Origin of the sequence: Flavobacterium sp. 120 (assembly GCF_003633605.1) — a bacterium.
In the GTDB taxonomy this organism is placed as follows: Bacteria; Bacteroidota; Bacteroidia; order Flavobacteriales; family Flavobacteriaceae; genus Flavobacterium; species Flavobacterium algoritolerans.
This window is the reverse complement of record NZ_RBKZ01000001.1, coordinates 1,498,269-1,518,931: the sequence shown is the minus strand read 5'-3', so window position 1 is coordinate 1,518,931 and position 20,663 is coordinate 1,498,269. Positions and strand designations below refer to the sequence as shown.

The 20,663-nt window shown below is 33.2% G+C and carries 19 protein-coding genes; 3 read left to right on the top strand and 16 right to left on the bottom strand.

The genetic code is table 11. The features are described 5' to 3' along the window. Positions 1–2: 2 nt before the first annotated feature. Entirely contained in the window at positions 3–599 is a 597-nt protein-coding gene (locus tag C8C87_RS06505) for a PolC-type DNA polymerase III (RefSeq protein ID WP_121342024.1), read from the top strand. Between the two features lie 8 nt (positions 600–607). Here C8C87_RS06505 and C8C87_RS06500 read toward each other — a convergent pair whose 3' ends face one another. The 14 genes from C8C87_RS06500 to C8C87_RS06435 all read right to left on the bottom strand — a co-directional run bounded on the left by C8C87_RS06500 (position 608) and on the right by C8C87_RS06435 (position 16,806). Further along, positions 608–1,099, bottom strand: a complete 492-nt coding sequence (locus tag C8C87_RS06500; protein WP_121342023.1) for a 4'-phosphopantetheinyl transferase superfamily protein — start codon at positions 1,097–1,099, stop codon at positions 608–610. A 27-nt stretch (positions 1,100–1,126) separates the two neighbouring features. Continuing rightward, positions 1,127–1,384: an acyl carrier protein gene (locus C8C87_RS06495; RefSeq protein WP_121342022.1), complete on the bottom strand. Its 258-nt coding sequence runs from the start codon at positions 1,382–1,384 to the stop codon at positions 1,127–1,129. A 51-nt stretch (positions 1,385–1,435) separates the two neighbouring features. Beyond that, the gene (locus C8C87_RS06490) at positions 1,436–2,707 is read right to left on the bottom strand and encodes a beta-ketoacyl synthase (RefSeq protein WP_121342021.1); all 1,272 of its coding nucleotides are present in this window, start codon (positions 2,705–2,707) and stop codon (positions 1,436–1,438) included. Further along, entirely contained in the window at positions 2,708–3,142 is a 435-nt protein-coding gene (locus tag C8C87_RS06485) for a 3-hydroxyacyl-ACP dehydratase FabZ family protein (protein WP_121342020.1), read from the bottom strand. Between the two features lie 2 nt (positions 3,143–3,144). Beyond that, complete coding sequence (locus tag C8C87_RS06480; RefSeq protein ID WP_121342019.1) at positions 3,145–4,197, bottom strand: type III polyketide synthase; 1,053 nt, start codon at positions 4,195–4,197, stop codon at positions 3,145–3,147. After that, a complete protein-coding gene (locus C8C87_RS06475) occupies positions 4,194–4,907 on the bottom strand; it encodes a methyltransferase domain-containing protein (RefSeq protein WP_121342018.1) in 714 nt (237 codons plus the stop codon). Before C8C87_RS06475 ends, C8C87_RS06480 begins: the two co-directional genes overlap by 4 nt. Then, complete coding sequence (locus tag C8C87_RS06470; RefSeq protein ID WP_121342017.1) at positions 4,908–6,038, bottom strand: NAD(P)/FAD-dependent oxidoreductase; 1,131 nt, start codon at positions 6,036–6,038, stop codon at positions 4,908–4,910. It abuts the gene before it with no gap. 146 nt (positions 6,039–6,184) lie between these two features. Further along, entirely contained in the window at positions 6,185–8,092 is a 1,908-nt protein-coding gene (gene acs, locus C8C87_RS06465) for an acetate--CoA ligase (RefSeq protein ID WP_099716340.1), read from the bottom strand. 530 nt (positions 8,093–8,622) lie between these two features. Further along, complete coding sequence (gene ilvC, locus C8C87_RS06460) at positions 8,623–10,092, bottom strand: ketol-acid reductoisomerase (protein WP_121342016.1); 1,470 nt, start codon at positions 10,090–10,092, stop codon at positions 8,623–8,625. 65 nt (positions 10,093–10,157) lie between these two features. Next, positions 10,158–10,682 (bottom strand): acetolactate synthase small subunit, encoded by a 525-nt coding sequence (gene ilvN, locus C8C87_RS06455; protein ID WP_099715558.1) that lies wholly within the window; start codon positions 10,680–10,682, stop codon positions 10,158–10,160. 73 nt (positions 10,683–10,755) lie between these two features. Further along, complete coding sequence (ilvB, locus tag C8C87_RS06450) at positions 10,756–12,450, bottom strand: biosynthetic-type acetolactate synthase large subunit (RefSeq protein WP_099715559.1); 1,695 nt, start codon at positions 12,448–12,450, stop codon at positions 10,756–10,758. 80 nt (positions 12,451–12,530) lie between these two features. Beyond that, entirely contained in the window at positions 12,531–14,204 is a 1,674-nt protein-coding gene (gene ilvD / locus C8C87_RS06445; protein ID WP_099715560.1) for a dihydroxy-acid dehydratase, read from the bottom strand. A gap of 272 nt (positions 14,205–14,476) precedes the next feature. Next, positions 14,477–15,592: a 3-isopropylmalate dehydrogenase gene (gene leuB / locus C8C87_RS06440; protein WP_099715561.1), complete on the bottom strand. Its 1,116-nt coding sequence runs from the start codon at positions 15,590–15,592 to the stop codon at positions 14,477–14,479. Between the two features lie 38 nt (positions 15,593–15,630). Then, on the bottom strand, positions 15,631–16,806 hold the full coding sequence (locus C8C87_RS06435; RefSeq protein WP_099716341.1) for a 2-isopropylmalate synthase: 1,176 nt from the start codon (positions 16,804–16,806) through the stop codon (positions 15,631–15,633). 154 nt (positions 16,807–16,960) lie between these two features. On the opposite strand from C8C87_RS06435, the gene C8C87_RS06430 reads away from it, so the two are divergent. Then, a complete protein-coding gene (locus C8C87_RS06430; protein ID WP_121342015.1) occupies positions 16,961–18,505 on the top strand; it encodes a hypothetical protein in 1,545 nt (514 codons plus the stop codon). Between the two features lie 93 nt (positions 18,506–18,598). Here C8C87_RS06430 and C8C87_RS06425 read toward each other — a convergent pair whose 3' ends face one another. Together C8C87_RS06425 and C8C87_RS06420 are read right to left on the bottom strand one after the other, a co-directional pair. Further along, on the bottom strand, positions 18,599–18,889 hold the full coding sequence (locus tag C8C87_RS06425) for a putative quinol monooxygenase (protein WP_121342014.1): 291 nt from the start codon (positions 18,887–18,889) through the stop codon (positions 18,599–18,601). 2 nt (positions 18,890–18,891) lie between these two features. Then, a complete protein-coding gene (locus C8C87_RS06420) occupies positions 18,892–19,485 on the bottom strand; it encodes an NAD(P)H-dependent oxidoreductase (RefSeq protein ID WP_121342013.1) in 594 nt (197 codons plus the stop codon). Positions 19,486–19,582: 97 nt separating this feature from the next. Between C8C87_RS06420 and C8C87_RS06415 the strand changes: the two genes are divergently transcribed. Beyond that, on the top strand, positions 19,583–20,476 hold the full coding sequence (locus C8C87_RS06415; protein ID WP_121342012.1) for a LysR family transcriptional regulator: 894 nt from the start codon (positions 19,583–19,585) through the stop codon (positions 20,474–20,476). Positions 20,477–20,663 lie beyond the last annotated feature (187 nt).

Genomic DNA, 20,663 nt, shown 5'->3' with positions numbered 1-20,663 from the left:
TTATGTTAGACTGGTTAAAAAGTATTAATAAAGAATATCCAGAATTTTGGAAAACCTATCTTTCTAAATTTGATAAGAAATCAAGCCGATTTGTTGTTTTATCTACAGAAACTTCGGGCTTGAATCCTGTCAAAGATGTTATTTTATCTATTGGTTCTTTTTCTGTAATCGATAATAGTATTGTTATTGGGGATAGTTTCGAGGCTGTGTTGCTACAATACAAGTTTCTTCATGATAACGGTCTTTCAAACGAATTTTTGGTGGAAAGCAAAATGAAAAAACTTGGCGAAGCCGAAGCCATAAAATTATTGATAGAGTTTATCGGAAATTCCGTTTTAGTGGGTCATCACATTGATTTTGATGTAGAAATGATCAACGCTGCATTAGAACGACTTGACTGTGGAAGATTGAAAAATGAAGCTTTAGATGTTGATATTATGCATAGAAAACTGCATGATATTAATGATAAACAATTTTCTCTTGATGAACTTTGCGCGGTATATAATATTCCTAAAAGTGATCGAAATTCATCTGCGGAAGATGCGTATAAAACGGCGTTATTATTCTTAAAATTAAAATCAAGGCTGGGAATAAAATAATATTTGTTCTAATCAATCAGAGTAATTCCTTCCCAAAATCGACCGTGATGACTTATGGATACTGGCTTGATCAATTTAGTTTGCTCATCAATTATAAAAGGAATTCCATTCGATTTTATGATGGTGTCGTTTGAATTTAATTTTTTGACGGTATCAAAATTATCTTTTTTCACTACGGCAATCGTATGTACGAATTCCTTAGAAATTATCGTTTTAGTAAAATAGGTTTTCCCTTTTATTGAAACTGAACCCGAAATTTCATTTTCATAACTACATTCCAGTTGCAAAGGAAAATATCCTCTAATTCCTGTTTCTCGGTTGTAGATTTTGTAAGCAGCTTCCTTTCGGGACCATAAATTCCAAACCATTATTTCAGGATTTTGGCTATCAACAATGAGTAATTGTTCTTTTACAGTAAAGATTTTATCTAAAAACCGATTTCGTTTCCAATTACTTTCTTTTCTGGCTAAAGCCAAATCTACTATATCGTTTCCAATCATTTTACAGACTTTTTTTCAGCTGATTCACTAATTTTTCTCTGATAGTTTAGTTTCAATAATTTCCAATGCTGACTTTACGTTCACCATACGCTCCATAGCTTCATTATCAATTACAATGTCATATCTCTCCTCAATATCTAAAATAACATCTACTAAATTAGCAGAATTGATTTTCAAGTCATTGATAAAGTCAGTATCTTCCGTAAGCAAATCAAATGCTTCTTGATTTTGAATATACGGCTTTACTATATTTTTTAATTCTTCTATTGTTTGTTCTTTATTCATATTTTTTGCTTTTTTTAATGCATTGAATTCAAATTACCTGACATTATGTGACTAAATGTATTTCTTAAAAATTACGCATCCATTCACATCTCCAAAACCAAAACTGGCTTTTGCAATTATATTTAATTCCTTTTCGATCAATTGTCTAGGGATTCTGGATTCATCAATTATTGCTGTAATTTCAGGATGCAAATCATCACAATTGATATTCGGAAAAACAAATCCGTAATGCAATTGCAGTATACAAGCCACACTTTCAATACTTCCCGCAGCCGATAAACAATGACCTACCATTGATTTCAAGGAATTTATAAATGGAAACTCTTTTCCTTTTCTTCCCAATGCTTCACTCCAATTCTGAATTTCCAGACTGTCTTTGGATGTGGCGGTCAAATGTCCATTAATCGCATCAATTTCATCAGCAGAAATTCCAGAATTAACAATAGCATTCTGGATGCATTTCTGTACGGCTATAGGATTTGGAGCAGTCATAGTTCCTAAACCTCGTTGCCCGCCAGAATTTATATTTCCTCCCAAAACTTCAGCATAAATTGTAGCACCTCTATTCAATGCGCTTTCTAAATCTTCTAAAACTAAAGCTCCTGCTCCACTTCCCGGAACAAATCCTGAAGCATTTGCAGACATTGGTCTTGAGCCTTGCTCTGGATATTCATTGTGCTTAAAAGTACAAACTTTCATTGCATCAAAGCCACCCCAAATATAAGGTCCCGAATCGCTTGTGCTTCCTGCCAAGATGCGTTTTGCCTGCCCTGATTTTATCCTTTCATAACCCATCAAAATACTTTCGGTTCCAGTCGTACAAGCAGAAGAATTAGTGGAGACTTGATTTCCTAATCCTAATTTCCCTCCCAAATAAGCGCTCACACCACTATTCATTGTTTGAGCCACGGCGGTGCTGCCTAATCTTCTCGTTTGAAAATCATCTATTTTATAAATACTCTCGCGAAATTTATCAATTCCAGAAGTTCCGGTACCAAAAATAGTTCCGCTGTCCCAATCTGGTTCTTCATTTATTTCCAACGATAAACCAGCATCTTTCCATGCATCAATTCCAGCAATTACGCCATATAAAATCCCAGTAGAATTAAAATTTCGCAATTCCAATTCAGAGAAGTATTGCAATGCTAGTTCAGTAGAAATCTCTGGTTTTCCTGCTATTTGACAAGAAAATTGCAATCGTTCCAACTCAGCGTCGTGCTTGATTCCCGAAATTCCATTTTTGATGGCATGTTTAAACGCATCAAGTCCTACTCCATTTGGAGCAACAACACCAAGACCAGCAATTACGACACGTTTTTTCATTTATTTAGAAATTACCATTCCTGCGATTATTCCTGTACAAACCTCTTCTCCTTTTCCATTTTTCATTTTTACCTTACATTTCAATTTCCCAAATCTAAAGTATATTTTTTCTGAAATAACGGTCACTTTTTCTTTAGGGAAAACAGGTTTTAAAAATTCTATTTCAGTTGATGTTAAGGCGATTGAAGTAGTTTTATTAAATAAATTATCTAATAAAAAAACTCCTAAACAAACCAATCCAATTTGCGCCATAACTTCAGTTAAAATCACACCTGGTGTTATTGGGTTATCTTTAAAATGTCCTTTATAAAAGTCAAGGTTTTCATCAAAAGTATAGGTTCCTTCCACCCCATTTTCATTGATTTGGACTATTTCGTCCACAAATAAAAACGGCTTAGAATACGGTAATTTTGATATAATCTTTTGACTCTCCATTGTTAAAACTTTAGCAAAACTCTTTGTGCTGAAAAACCCGGACCAAAACTCAACATCAATCCTTTTTCTCCTTTTTTAGGCTGATTGTCCATGATTCTTTCCAAAACATATAAAACAGTTGCGCTTGACATATTTCCATACAAACGCAAAACTTCTTTAGTATCATCTATATTTTTACCCAAATCAGAAAATAAACCCTCAACAGTTTGAATAATTTTCTTTCCTCCAGGATGAAAAATTAAATGATCAATATCTTCCATTTTTAGATTGTTTTTTTCTAAAAAAGGATGAATAATATCCGGAAAATGTGATGCAATCGTTTCTGGAACCTCAATATCCAGAACCATTTGCAATCCAGAATTGGTGAGTTTAAAACCCATCATGTGAATATTATCATAGAAATGATACATCTGCTCCGCTAGAATTTCCGGACCTTCATCGTCTTCATGTGAAGAAAGTAAAACGCAAGCCGCTCCATCGCCAAAAATTGCAGCACTTACAATATTCGCCATCGAAAAATCATCTAATTGAAATGTGGCCGTTGGACTTTCAACAGCAATTACGGCAGCCCGTTTTCCGGGATTTGCCTGCAAGAAATTTTTAGCATAAATAATTCCTGAAATTCCTGCTGCACAACCCATTTCGGTAACTGGAAGTCGCACAATATCCTGACGTAGTTTTAATGTATTAATCAAATAGGCATCTAGTGACGGAATCATGATTCCGGTACAACTTACCGTAATGATATAATCTAAATCTTCGGGGTTCCAATTGGCTTTTTTTAGCGCTTTTTCTAACACTTTTTCGCCTAAATCAATGACTTCACGAACATAAATATCGTTTCTTTCCTCAAAAGAAGTTTTGGTAAATACTTCAATCGGATCCATGATGGAATACCGTTTATCAACCGCGGCTCCTTCAAAAATTTTCTTTACTTTTCTAATGAAACGTTCGTCTTGACCAACGAGCCAAGCATCCAAAAAAGGAATGATTTCTTCAGTTGTTCTGGAATATTTTGGTAACTGTTTTGTTACGGTTTTGATTTTTACACTCATATTTTAGAAATTATCCATTGGTATCGAAAAGCCCATTTCCAATGAATTTTATAGTTCTTAAAACTTAATTTTTCAGAAAAGCGAATCAACTCTTCTTTATTAAAACCTCTTAAAATTGAAGTTAATCCGTCTTCACGAGACATCTCATTCAATCGAAACACAAAACACAACGCTTGAAATAATCGATAGGCAATTGCGCTTCGCTGTAAATCATTAATAACAATTCCAATAGTTGAATTCGCATAAAATACGTTTAATAAATCAACAATTTCTTTGTCTTTGAAATGATGTAATGTCAAAGTACACAGTACAATATCATATTTTAATTCCTTAAATGATGTCTCAAATATATCCTCACAACGATAGCTAATATTAGGATATTTTTGAGATAATTGTTGTGCATGACTAATTGTAAAACTATTGGCATCTATGCCTATTAACTGGAATTTCAGCTTATTTTTCAATCCAAAATCAGCTAAAGTCCGCAACATATCACCGTTTCCGCAACCTACATCTACAATTACAATTTCATTTGATTTTGAAATACTACTTGTCAAATCCTGAACGCCTTGTAAAGTTAGCTGGTTCCCTCCTAAAAGCTGATTGATTTTAGCTATTTTATCCAATGCATCACGCAAGATTTCTCCTTCCATGGCAAAATCATCCATCGTTTCAAGCGTATCGGTTCTGAATTTGGTATTTAGAAACATTTATGAATTTAGAGTTATTGGGGTTCCGTGCGTTTTTTTTATGATTTTAGATAATAAAAATGGAAATATAATTAATATACGCATCAATACTGATGAAAGTTTTTGCTTTTGCAAAAGATTCGATAACAATCGACCCATTTTTAGTCTTTTCTTGAAATTAAAATTCCATTCCTGAATGTATTTTTCCTCAAGTTCATTTCTAGATTTAATTTCGTTGGTATAATATTTCTCCACTAATTCTGAAACAATTTTGGCACTATGAATAGCCATTGCCATTCCGTTTCCACACAATGGATGAATGAGTCCTGCTGTATCGCCAATCATTAGAATATGATTTTCTACAGCTTGTTTTTTATCAAAAGATATTTGACTTATGGTTAAAGGTTTTTCAAAAAGCAATTTACTTTTTTCGAAAATTACTTTCAAATATGGGTTTTCTGAAACCACACTTTTTTGATATTCCTCTATATTTTTAAACTGCTTAAACGTCTCGTAATCTGATAAATAACAGATATTAATTATATCCTTTTCGACTTTAGAAACACCACAATATCCTCCTTTGAAATTATGAAGACCAACGCTATTATTTGGAAAATCTCCCGAATAATGAGCCTTAACAGCTAGCCAATATGATTTTTTTTGAATAAAATCTCTATTTAATTTTTGGTCAATGTTAGAACGTTTTCCAAATGCACCAATAACTATTTTCGATTTTAAAATAGTTTTTTTAGCCGTAGTAACTATAAATTGATTGTCTTCAAATTGTATATTTTCAACGTTATCTTGAAGAATTTTACATCCGTTTTCAAGTGCTTTTTTATATAAATATTCATCTAAAGCAAAACGACTAATTCCGAAACCGCCAAGAGGCAGAACACTTTTAATGGTTTTTCCGCTTGCTGTTGAAAATTCAAGTTGTGTGATATTTGTTGGATTTAAATTGGCTATGTTTAAATTCAACCAATTGAGATAAGGTAAGACCTCGTTAGATATATATTCGCCACAAACCTTGTGTTTTGGGAATTCATTTTTTTCAATTACAGTAATCTGAAGTCCAATTTTGGACAAATGAATCGCTGCAGTCAATCCTGCTAAACCACCTCCAATAATTAAAACTTCTTTATTTTTCATATAGAAGTAAATTTATGGATTTGTTTGAGAAAGCAACTATATTATTTCATATAAAACTTACATAATTATTCGATATGAAATAAGCGATAATTTTATATTTTCTGTTCAAAAAAAAAGCCGTTTTATTCAAACGGCTTTTAATTAATTTATAATTTTCCTTCTTTTATTTCCTCTACAATCTCAGGATTTAAAAGAGTTGTTATATCTCCAAAGTTAGAATAATCTCCTTCGGCAATCTTTCTAAGGATTCTTCGCATAATTTTTCCAGAGCGGGTTTTTGGTAAACCAGAAACAAACTGAATTTTATCTAATTTAGCAATTGGTCCAATATGATCTGATATGTGTTGATTAATTTCATTAGCCAGATTTGCTTTGTTTCTTGTTTCTCCAGTTTCTTTAAGGATAACAAAACCATATAAAGCATTACCTTTTATGTCATGCGGGAAACCTACAATTGCTGATTCTGCAACAGCTGGATGCTCATTGATAGCATCTTCTATTGGTGCTGTTCCAAGATTATGACCTGAAACAATTACCACATCATCTACACGACCGGTAATTCTATAATATCCTACTTCATCACGCAAAGCACCGTCACCAGTGAAATATTTACCTGGAAAAGCAGAGAAATAAGTGTCTTTATAACGTTGGTGATCGCCCCATATAGTTCTGGCAATTCCTGGCCATGGAAACTTAATGCACAAACTACCAACTACCTGATTTCCCTCTATTTCATTGCGTTTTTCATCCATTAATACCGGTTGAACTCCCGGTAATGGTAAAGTTGCATACGTAGGTTTTGTTGGTGTCACAAATGCCAAAGGCGAAATCATAATTCCTCCTGTTTCTGTTTGCCACCATGTATCTACTACAGGACATCTTTTATCACCAACGTGGTCGTTGTACCAGTGCCAAGCTTCTTCATTTATTGGTTCACCAACAGATCCGATTACTTTAAGTGACTTCAATGGATATTTTTGTACAAATTCTATATTTTCTTTTGCCAAAGCACGAATAGCAGTTGGTGCAGTATAAAACTGTGTCACTTTGTGCTTTTCGATTACTTCCCAAAAACGGCTAAAGTCAGGATACGAAGGAACTCCTTCAAAAATTACTGTAGTTGCTCCATTTAATAATGGACCATAAAGAATGTAGGAATGTCCGGTAATCCAACCAATATCGGCAGTACACCAAAAAACATCGTTTTCTTCATAATTGAAAACATTCTTAAAAGTATAAGCGGTGTACACCATATACCCTGCTGTAGTGTGCACCATTCCTTTTGGTTTACCGGTTGAACCAGAAGTGTATAGTATAAACAATGGGTCTTCGGCATCCATAATTTCAGCAACATTGTTATCAGATGCTTGATCTAAAAGGGGTTGCAACCATTGGTCACGACCTTCTTTCATATTAATATCGGTATGAATTCTTTTGGCTACTAAAACTTTTTCTACAGAAGTACATTTTTCTAATGCTTCATCAACGATTTCTTTTAAATCAATGGTTTTGTTACCGCGGAAACCACCATCTGAGGTGATAACCATTTTACATTCACTGTCGTTGATACGAGTGGCTACAGCTGTAGACGAAAATCCGGCAAAAATAACCGAATGTATCGCTCCAATTCTGGCACAAGCTAATACTGAAACCGCTAATTCAGGAATCATTGGTAAATAAATACAAACTCTATCTCCTTTTTTTATGCCTTGTTCACGCAATACGTTTGCCATTTTGCAAACACGTTGGTGCAATTCATTATAAGTAATATGTAGTGCAGCTTCTGTTGGATCATTTGGTTCAAAAATAATTGCTGTTTTTTCTCCTCTTTTGGCAAGATGCCTGTCAATGCAATTTTTTACAATATTTACTTTTGCTTCGGTAAACCATTTGATATCGGCATCAGCCATATTAAATTCGACAACTTTATCCCATTGTTGGTACCAAGTGAAATTTTCTTCTGCTATTTTACCCCAAAATTTTCTAGGTTCACGAACTGATTTATTGTAATGTTTAAAATATTGTTCTAAATTTTCAATTTTGTAGTAGCTCATGTTATAATTTTTTATAAAAGTATTAAATCTCTCGCTATTCTTAAAATTATTTAAATCATAAATACTCGCTAAAAAAAATAGATTCCCAAATAAAAAAGCACTTTTAATACTAATTTGTTTAATTTTTACTGTTTTTGGCAAAATAAGTAAAACACAAAAAGGCGAGATAGATTTAAATCTACCTCACCTCATGTATCAACAAAATTTAACAACAATTATTTTAGTACTATAAACGATGATTTTTTGAACAATAATCAACCAAAACTATTTTGTTCCAATCAAGGAATTCTACTACTAATCTTTTAGCATGATTTATTTAGAAAATAAACATGGATATTTCTACTACTTCCCAATATTTTTAATAGGGACTACTTCACTCAACTTTAAGCTCGTTTAAAGTTAAGTGAATGTACAAGCATCCATATCCATTTATCTTTTTAATAAGTTTTAACTAATTCAAAATATTATGAAATCAAATGATATAGAGCTAATCCCAACACACCCTCTTGTGTGGTAATTCCTATTTTTTATTATCCTATTTTTTTCATGGCAGTCATTGATTCTCTCAACCACTCACCTACTTCTTCAATTGGATGTTGACGAATACTTTTGTTTACAGCAATAAGAACCGCATTATCTACTCCATTAGAAGTTGAAAAAGGTTTTCCTATCACATTTGTATCAACCGTTTTCATGAAATCAGCCAATAACGGTTTACAAGCATGGTCAAATAAATAACAACCGTATTCCGCTGTATCCGAAATGATTCTGTTCATTTCATATAATTTTTTTCTTGCTACAGTATTTGCAATCAAAGGCAATTCGTGTAAAGATTCGTAATACGCTGATTCTTCAATGATTCCTGATTGAGTCATTGTTTCAAAAGCTAATTCTACACCCGCTTTAACCATGGCAATCATTAAAACACCATTGTCAAAATATTCTTGTTCTGAAATATGTGCTGCTGTTGGAGCGGTTTTTTCAAAATTAGTTTCTGCAGTTGCAGCTCTCCAAGTCAATAAATTAACATCATTATTGTCCCAGTCAATCATCATGTTTCTTGAAAATTCTCCAGAAATGATGTCGTCTTGATGTTTTTGGAACAATGGACGCATGATATCTTTCAATTCTTCTGCTAATTCATACGCTTCAATTTTTGCAGGATTTGACAAACGATCCATCATATTAGTAATTCCACCATGTTTCAAGGCTTCAGTTACTGTTTCCCAACCGTATTGAATTAATTTTGAAGCATAAGCCGGCTCGATTCCTTTTTCAACCATTTTATCGAAACATAAAATAGAACCTGTTTGTAACATTCCACAAAGAATGGTTTGTTCTCCCATTAAATCAGATTTTACTTCGGCTACAAATGAAGAGTTCAATACTCCAGCTTTGTGACCACCAGTAGCAACAGCATACGCTTTTGCTTGTTCAAAACCTTCTCCGTTTGGATTATTTTCTGGGTGAACCGCGATTAAAGTTGGTACACCAAAACCTCTTTTATATTCTTCACGCACTTCAGATCCTGGGCATTTTGGCGCACACATAATTACAGTGATGTCTTTACGAATTTGCATTCCTTCCTCTACAATATTAAAACCGTGAGAATACGCTAAAGTTGAACCGTTTTTCATCAAAGGCATAATAGCTGTAACTACAGCTGTATGTTGCTTATCTGGTGTAAGGTTACAAACCAAATCAGCCGTTGGGATTAATTCTTCATACGTTCCCACTTTGAAACCATTATCAGAAGCATTTTTAAACGAAGCTCTTTTTTCTGAAATTGCATCTGCGCGCAATGCATAAGAAATATCTAAACCAGAATCTCTCATGTTCAAACCTTGGTTCAAACCTTGTGCTCCACATCCTACAATGACTACTTTTTTTCCTGCTAAAGCTTTAATTCCGTCTACAAATTCAGATTGATCCATGAATTCGCAAACGCCTAATTGTTCTAATTGTAATCTAAGTGGTAATGAATTGAAATAATTTGCCATTTTTTATTATTTAATGATTGTAAAATTTAATAATTGATAGGTTTACTAATTGAAAATTAAACGAACTACTGTTTAAGTTCTTCTAATAATGTTGAAATCTCCATTTTTGCTTTGGAAACCGATATTCTTCCGGAACGAACAAATTGCATGATTCCAAAAGGTTTTAATTTTTCGTATAACGATTCTATTTCAGCACGTTGTCCTGATTTTGAAATCACAAAAAAGTCTCTCGCAACAGTAACTATTTCAGAGTGGCTTTCCTTAATTATGTTCTGAATTTGTTTTTCATCAAAAAGCAAGCTCGATTCAATTTTGAATAGTGCATTTTCCAAGAAAATAGTTTCTTCGTCAATATGATAAAATGCTTTGATGACTTCGATTTGTTTTTCGATTTGTCCTACTATATTTTGCACCCATTTTTCAGTAGTATTAACTACAATGATAAATCTGGAAACATTTTCAATTTCAGATTCGGATACATTTAAACTCAAAATATTGATATGGCGTTTCAAGAATATTCCAGATATTCTATTTAATAAGCCAACGTTGTTTTCTGAATAAACAGAAATGGTGAATGTTTTATTTTCCATGTTTTTTTGTTTAAAGTTTTTTTGTTTAAAGTTTAAAGTTGTACAACTTCAAACCTTAAACCTTAAACTTTTTCTAACTCAATCTTATATCAGAAACCGATGCTCCTGTAGGAATCATTGGGAATACGTTATTTTCTTTTTCTACCATAACTTCAAGGAAATACGATTCTTTTGAAGCCATCATTTCGGCAACGGCAGCATCTAAATCTTCTCTTTTAGTTACTTTTTTTGATTTAATATAATAGCCTTCAGCAATAGCTATAAAATTAGGATTGATCATTTCTGTAGAAGCATATCTTTTGTCAAAAAACAATTGTTGCCACTGACGTACCATTCCTAAAAATTCATTGTTCAAGACCACAATTTTCACTGGAACTTTAGTTTGAAAAATAGTTCCTAGTTCCTGAATGGTCATTTGAAAACCTCCATCACCAATAATGGCTACCACTTCACGATTTGGCATTCCCATTTTGGCTCCAATCGCTGCCGGTAATGCAAATCCCATAGTTCCTAAACCACCGGATGTTACATTGCTTTTGGTGGAATTGAATTTGGCATAACGACACGCAAACATTTGGTGTTGACCCACATCCGAAACCATAATGGCATCTCCTTTAGAATGTTTGTTAATCATTTCAATCGTTTCTCCCATAGAAATTCCTTCTTTCTTTGGTTTTAACTCGTCATTGATTACCGCTTCTAATTCTATTTCATATTTCTCTTTGAATTCATTGTGCCAAGCTTCATGAGAGTTGTTTTCGATTAAAGGAAGTAGAGCTGTTAAAGACTCTTTTAAGTCGGCCAAAACTGCTACAGTAGTTTTTACATTCTTATCTACTTCAGCTGGATCAATTTCAAAATGAATTACTTTGGCTTGTTTCGCATAAGTAGCTAAATTTCCTGTAACACGATCGTCAAAACGCATTCCAAGCGCAATTAAAACATCACATTCATTTGTCAAAACATTAGGACCGTAATTTCCGTGCATTCCCACCATTCCTACATTTAATGGATGGTCTGTTGGCATTGCCGAAAGTCCTAAAATGGTCCAAGCAGCCGGAATTCCTGATTTTTCAACCAAAGCTTTTAACTCTGCTTCTGCTTCACTAAGAATTACTCCTTGACCAAATATGATAAATGGTTTTTTAGCAGTATTAATTAATGCTGCCGCTTCCTTAACCTTTTCAAGATTTAAAACTGGTTTCGGATTGTAACTTCTAATACTGGTACATTTTTTATAACTGAATTCAATTTCGTCAAACTGAGCATTTTTTGTAATATCAATTAATACTGGACCTGGACGACCTGATCTGGCAATATAAAATGCTTTTGCAATGATTTCAGGAATTTCTGAAGCTTCAGTTATTTGGTAATTCCATTTGGTTACCGGAGTCGAAATTCCAATGATATCGGTTTCTTGAAACGCATCGGAGCCCAATAAATGTTTTCCTACTTGTCCTGTGATGCAAACCATAGGAGTCGAATCGATTTGCGCATCTGCAATTCCTGTAACTAAATTTGTTGCTCCCGGACCCGAAGTTGCAATTGCAACTCCTACTTTTCCTGTTGCTCTTGCAAAACCTTGTGCAGCATGAGTTGCTCCTTGTTCATGACGAACTAGAACGTGGTGTAATTGATCTTGAAATTTATATAATTCGTCGTAAACTGGCATTATAGCTCCACCTGGATAGCCATAAACCAAATCTACTCCTTCTTCTAATAAGCATCTTATAACGGCTTCGGCGCCGGATATTTTATTTGTTCCCATGGGTACGTTTATTATTTTTTAGAGATAGAAACATATATTTAAAATATTTTGTTTTGTTTCTATTCCTTCTTTTTTGAAAATTATTTATCGGTTACACATCCTTCAGAGGCACTTGAGACCGAACGCATATATTTAAGTAACACTCCTTGTTTAATTGGTGATTCCGGTTTTTTCCAATTGGCTTTACGTTTTGCAAATTCTTCGTCAGATATTTTCATATTAATGGTGTTTTTTACAGCATCAATTGAAATCACATCACCGTTTTCTATTAAAGCAATTCCGCCACCATCATACGCTTCTGGTGTAACGTGACCTACCACAAAACCGTGTGAACCTCCAGAGAAACGTCCGTCAGTAATCAAAGCAACTGAATTTCCTAAACCAGCTCCCATAATAGCAGAAGTTGGTTTTAACATTTCAGACATTCCAGGACCACCTTTTGGACCACAATACCGAATGATTACTACGTTTCCTGGTTTTACTTCACCAGCTTGGATTCCTCTGATTACATCTTTTTCACCTTCAAAAACTACAGCTGTACCTTCAAAAAATTCTCCTTCTTTACCACTAATTTTAGCCACACAACCTTCTGTTGCAATGTTTCCGTATAAAATTTGAATATTTCCAGTTGCTTTTAAAGCATTTTGAATTTCATGAATCACTTGTTGACCATCATGCAAATCAGGAACTGAAGCTAAATTTTCTGCAATTGTTTTTCCGGTTACAGTCAAACAATCTCCGTGCAATAAACCTACTTTTAATAAATATTTCATTACTCCCGGAACACCACCAACATTGTGTAAATCTTCCATTAAGTATTTTCCACTTGGTTTCAAATCTGCTAATAAAGGTGTTTTATCACTAATATCTTGAAAATCTTTCAATGTCAATTCAATACCAACCGAGTGAGCCATTGCAATTAAGTGCATAACCGCATTAGTAGAACCTCCTAAAACAGCTACGATTGTAATTGCATTTTCGAATGCTTTACGGGTCATAATGTCTCTTGGCTTAATATCTTTTTCTAATAATATTCTGATCGCTTTACCAGCATCAACACATTCTTGTTTTTTTTCTGGGCTCAAAGCAGGATTAGAAGAACTGTAAGGTAAACTCATCCCTAATGCTTCAATCGCTGATGACATAGTGTTCGCTGTGTACATTCCACCGCAAGCACCTGCACCTGGACAAGCATTTTGAATTACTCCTTTGAAATCTTCGGGAGTGATTGTATTGCTAATTTTTTTACCTAAAGCTTCAAAAGCAGAAACAATATTCAAATCTTCTCCTTTCCATTTTCCTGGGTGAATAGATCCTCCATAAACCATAATAGAAGGGCGATTTACTCTACCCATAGCCATTAGCGCTCCTGGCATATTTTTATCACAACCCGGAACAGCAATCATTCCATCATACCATTGTGCTCCCATAACCGTTTCAATAGAATCTGCAATTACATCACGGGAAACTAAAGAAAAACGCATTCCATCATTACCATTTGAAATTCCATCACTGACACCAATAGTATTAAAAATCAAACCAACTAAATCTACTGCCCAGACGCCAGTCTTAATATCTTTAGCCAAATCGTTTAAGTGCATATTACATGGGTTTCCATCGTAACCCATACTCACAATACCTATTTGCGCTTTTTTAAGATCTTCTTCAGTTAATCCAATTCCGTACAACATGGCCTGAGAAGCTGGTTGTGTTTCATCTTGCGTAATTATTTTGCTGTATTTATTTAATTCCATTATATGATTGTTTCTCTATTTTTTAAATTTATTCCAAAAAAAAACCTCCCAAAATAATTGGGAGGTTTTAAATATTTTTTTAATTATATCTATACCATTCCCTCTGCACATGTGATAATCACATTGACATTAATAATTGAAGAAATAATAGATACGATTTGCATTTTTTATTTTTATTTGCTTCAAAAGTATAAAAACAAATAGTACTAAAAAAATATAACCTCAATATTATATGCATTTTCAATTATTAAATGCATTTTGATTATTGCTTTTTAAACAATAGTCGATTGTCCTATGTAGACATTGTCACTTTTAAAATATAAGTCGTCTTTACTTAAAATGTAATTTGAGATAAAGTCTCCCACTTCATTCGTTCCAAATTTTGAATACGGATTCAAATCTGCCGTGACGACATTTAATTCGATTGCTTTATGCACTGCTTCGTATACTTTTTGAGATTCCATATGAAGACCAAAATGTTCCAAAAGCATCGCCGCAGATACTATTGAAGCAATAGGATTGGCAATGTTTTTTCTTTTTGCTTCTGGATAAGAACCATGAATAGGCTCAAAAAGCGCATTTGAATTTCCTAAAGATGCTGATGGCAATAATCCTATTGAACCGGTAATTACACTCGCTTCATCTGATAAAATATCTCCGAATAAATTTTCTGTCAAAATGACGTCAAACTGTTTTGGATTAATGATTATTTGCATTGCCGCATTATCAACAAAAAGAAAATCTAAGGTTACATCAGGATATCCTTCTGCGATTTCTGATACCACTTTTCTCCATAATCTTGACGTTTCAAGGATACTGGCTTTGTCTACCAAAGTCACCTTTTTTTGTCTTTTTTGAGCAGTTCTAAAAGCTAAATGACTAATACGAATAATTTCTTCTTCGGAATACTCACATAAATCAGATGCTAAAGTGCCTTGTTCATTGATCTTTTTTTCACTGAAATAAGATCCTCCCGAAATTTCTCTGAAAATTATAAAATCAGCTCCTTCAATTATTTTTCTTTTTAAAGGAGATAAATCCAATAAGTCATTGTATGGTTTTATAGGTCTTATATTCGCATACAATCCTAATGCTTGTCGCAATTTTAATAATCCTTGTATAGGGCGTGATTTTGAATCTGAATGGGTATCATATTTTGAATCATCAACGGCTCCAAACAATATAGCATCAGTATTCAAACAAAGGTTCAATGTTTGCTCCGGTAAAGGATTTCCTGTTTTCTCAATAGCAATAGCACCAATAAGCGCGTCTTCAAAAACAAACTCATGATCAAAAACAACACCTATTGCATACAATGCTTTTTTTGCTTGTAAGATTACCTCCGGACCTATTCCGTCTCCTGAAAGTACTGCTATTTTTAAGTTCATAATAGTAGGATTTAGATTTTATTAGAAATCAAAATATTTTAGTTAAGGATTAATTCCTTATTCATTTTACAAGCTTCAATTATTTGATGAATATCATCATCCAACACTTCTTTTTTAATGTCAGCAAACTTTAAAAATTCAACATAGACAACATCTAATTGCACTTTTGTAAGTTCGTACCCAACTTTTTTGGCTCTGTAAGCCAATGCTGCTCTACCACTTCTGGCTGTAAGAACTATAGATGATTCATTTACACCTACTTCTAAAGGATCCATGATTTCATAAGTTGCTCTATTTTTTATCACACCATCTTGATGAATTCCGGAGCTGTGCGCAAAAGCATTAGCACCAACAATCGCTTTATTAGGCTGCACCATCATTCCCATACTTTCAGAAACCAATCGGCTCATTTCATTCAGCTGACGTGTATTGATATTAGTATCTAAATTCAAATAAGGATGTTGTTTGAAAATCATCACCACTTCTTCAAGTGCTGTATTTCCTGCTCTTTCACCTATCCCGTTTATGGTACATTCAATTTGTCTGGCCCCATTTACTGCTCCTGCAATTGAATTAGCCGTAGCCATTCCTAAATCATTATGACAGTGACAAGACAAGATTACGTTTTCAATTCCTTTGACGTTTTCTTTTAAATACTTAATTTTCGCACCATATTCTTCTGGTAAACAATACCCTGTTGTATCTGGAATATTAAGTACGGTAGCACCTGATTTTATTACTTCTTCACAGACTCGCGCCAAGAATTCATTATCTGTTCTACCTGCATCTTCAGCATAAAATTCAACATCTTCAACATACGATTTAGCGTGTGAAACGGCAAATTTTGCTCTGGCAATAATATCTTCTCTAGTTGTATTTAGCTTGTGTATTATGTGCGAATCAGAAGTTCCAATTCCAGTATGTATACGAGGTCTTTTTGCATGTTTTAAAGCTTCTGCAGCAACATCAATATCATTTTTCACCGCTCTTGTTAATCCGCAGACAACTGCATTTTTTACCACTTTACTTATTTCTGAAACAGATAAAAAATCACCCGGACTAGAAACAGGAAAACCAGCTTCTATAATGTCAACACCCATTTCGTCCAGTCGATTTGCTATAACGAGTTTTTGATTGGTATCTAATTTACATCCTGGGACCTGTTCGCCATCTCTTAAAGTGGTATCAAAAATTTGAACTTTCTCTCTATTCATTTTCATTTATTTAATGTAATTTCACATCTTGATAACAAAAATATCTTTCATTACTTTAATATAAAACTCAATTTAATGAAATATACTGCTTATAAAACAAATAATAACTTTGTAAGCTACTAAAAAACAACATATTAAGCTACTATATTTTACAATGGCTAACCATCAAAAAGATTTCTTATTTGTATTAATAAAATCGCTTTCAAAATCTGAAAAAAGACAATTTAAGATTTTTGCAAGCCGATTGGAAACCAGTTCCAATACAAAATTCATCGAATTATTCAACATTTTAGACAAATCAGAAATCTATGATGAGAAACTCATTCTGAAAAGCGGTATCATTAAAAAAGTGCAATTATCGAATCTTAAATCATATTTGTACAAGCAAATTTTAGTGAGCATCCGATTGAATATTCCAAGTCAAAACATTCGATATCAGCTTAGAGAACAAATTGATTTTGCTGCTATATTGTACAATAAAGGGTTATACAAGCAGAGTTTAAAAATTTTGGATAAAACAAAAATTTTAGCTTTAGAGAATGATGAAAAACTCATGGCGTATGAAATCGTAGAATTTGAAAAACTTATTGAATCACAATACATCACACGAAGTATTCAAGGACGGGCTGATGAATTGGTTATTCAGGCCAAAGAATTAAATTACCGCAATACCATTTCCAGTAAATTATCTAATTTATCCCTGCAACTGTATGGGATTATGCTTAAAACCGGTTATGTAAAAAGTGATGAAGAGTATACCTATATAGACGACTATTTCAATAAGCACATTTCTAAATTTGATGATAAAAAGTTTGGTTTTAGAGAAAAATATTGGTTTTATAATGCGTATTTATGGCGAAGTTTCTTAGTACAGGATTTTCTTTCCTGCTATAAATATTCTTTAAAATGGGTGACGCTTTTTTATGACAACCCTAATATGATTTATTTAAACCCTGTATTTTTCTTAAAAGGAAACCATTATTTATTGGAATCTTTATACATGTTGAAATACAAATCAAAATTCAAAAAGTATTTATCACTGCTCGAAAATACCATAAAAGACCCACGTTTTCCCGTGAATGACAATATTGCGTCACTATCGTTCTTATATGTTTATAACAATAAATTGAATTACCACATTCTGGAAGGAACGTTTGCCGAAAGCGAATACTTAATTCCCGAAGTATTAAATAAATTAAAACTTCATACGGACCATCTTGATGAGCATCACGAAATGTTGTTCTATTATAAATTTGCCTCAATTTATTTTGGGAACGAAAAATATGCGGAATGTATCTTTTATTTAGAGAAAATTATAAACAACAAAAATCTTTCGATGCGAGAAGATTTGATGTGTTTTGCTCGAATTTTGTGTTTAATTGCTCATTATGAATTAGGTAAGGATTATTACCTGGAAAATCAGTTGAAAAACACTTATAAATTCCTTATCAAAATGAATGATTTACATGAAGTGCAAAAAGAAATCATTCGATTTTTGAAAAACTTAAACTCTATTTATCCAACAGATATCAAGAAGGAATTTATAAAAATGAGAGCTCGATTTATTGAATTGGAAAAAAATACTTATGAAAAAAGAGCTTTCCTTTATTTGGACATTATTTCTTGGCTCGAAAGCAAAATTGAAAACCGAAAAATCAGTGATATTATTAAGGAGAAAGCAAAATTGATCAATCGATAACATTTTATATGACAAAAGGAGGCACCGCCTCCTTTTTGTTAACCTATAATTCTTTTCTTCCTCTTTTTACATCGAGTAATTACACCGTAATTATTACGCTAATTTTTCTGTTCTATAAACAATAGGCGCTTCTTGTAACAATGGTTTCGCATTTTCGAAAAAAGAAATAAGGTACGATTTCTCATCATGAAGCTTCAATCCAGCCACATTTTCCCATACTTCATGAAAAATAAAAATAGTTGACTCTTCAAGACTTTGATGCAAATCATATTGCAAACAAGCAGCTTCTTTAGTCGAATTTTGAACTAAATCCAGCAAAAGCGATTTCAATGTCTCGCAACTTTCCGGTTTACTTTTTAGGATAACGGTTAGATTTATTGGCATAATTAATTTAAAAATAATTGTGTTAAATGGTTTTCATACACTTTGAGATCATTTACAACATCAGCATTTTTTTCAATATCATGAAAATGAATACTTTGTAACGGCTTCATACCTGTAAAAGCGTTCATTCGGTGAAAACCAAATAATGGTCCTTCATCCACACTGTGCTGATTGAAAAATTCTCCCGGTAAAGTAAAAGCTTCTTTTGGGGCATTCCAAGAAGTAGTTACCATATATTTTTTACCGTGAAGCATTCCTCCTGTTCCGTAATTAATAGTTGGATTTTCAGATGAACGTCCGTCACTTTTGTAAATTCCCTTGGCATGCCCTTCAGTAAAAACCACATCAATGTATTTTTTAAATCCGTGAGGCAACTGAAACCACCATATTGGAGTGTGATAGATGATTACATCGGCCCAAACAAATTTTTCAACTTCAGCCACAGGATTATAGTCGTCATTGATATTGGTTGTTTTTACTTCAAAATTGCTGTTTTTTTTGAAAAAATTGAAAGTTTCGTTCGAAATTGTTTCATTAAATCGTCCTCCGGAATGACCAAACTTTTGTCCGCCATTGATTATAAATATTTTTGTCATGATTTGCCTTTTTTAATTTGATGGTGCAAAGTTATAACGAGAAAGTCTATTATTAAAATAACTTAATTCATACCTTTGTATCATAATTATAATAGTTATGATAAATTTAGAATGGTATCGAACGTTTAAAGCGGTATACAAAACAGGAACCTTGACTAGTGCGGCAGAAGTATTATTTATTTCTCAACCTGGTGTGAGTCTGCATTTGAGCTCCTTGGAAAATTATGTAGGCTATAAATTATTTGACCGAACCGGTCGGAAAATGGTTCCCACCGAAAAAGGAAAAGTGCTCTACAATTTTATCATTGAAGCATTGACTAAACTGGAAGAAGCCGAGAAAAATTTTCAAAGAAGCACCGAAAAAAATACGCCAACTATAAGTGTTGGAATGTGTTTTGAAACTTTCCAAATCACACTGGAACAGTATATTTCAAGCTTACCATTTAATGTTATTATTCAGTTTGGTGAATATCCTGAAATGGTCGAAAGTCTAGAAAAAGGAATTCTTGATTTAATCATCACACCACAAATGGTGGTTAAAAACACCATTGACTACCAAGCCTTTTCTTCAGAAACCATTGTACTTGTTGGCGGAAGCGAAATTGACGATTTGGAATTCGATTCAATAGAAAAAAATGAGAATTTAGAAGAAATCGAACTTTGGTTAAAACAACAAAAATGGTATGGAACTACCGGAGATATGGAACATTTACGCCGTTTTTGGCAGTTAAATTTCAATAAACACCCTGATTTCAGACCTAACTATATTGTGCCAAATCTAAATTCTATCGTACGCTGTCTGAGCAGTGGCAAGGGATTGGCTGTTGTTCCTGATTTTCTTTGCAAAAAAGAAATTGACAATGGTTCGATTAAAATGATTTGGAAAGGAAATACGCCACTAAAAAATACGCTCTATTTTGCAACCAGAAAAAAAACAATGTATCAGGAAGAAATAACTCTGATTAAGAAAATATTTTTAGAATTAAACTAAAACACTCCGTCTAAAAAATATTCATTACTTTTAAAGGATACTTAAAAATTTAAAATTATGAATGGATTTTTTAAAACAATACTTGCAGGTTACGGTGCCAAAAAATTAGGTGGCGGCTGTTTTGGAACAATTATTATTTTCATAATAATCTATTGGATATTAGGTTATTTTTAGAATCATAACGCTA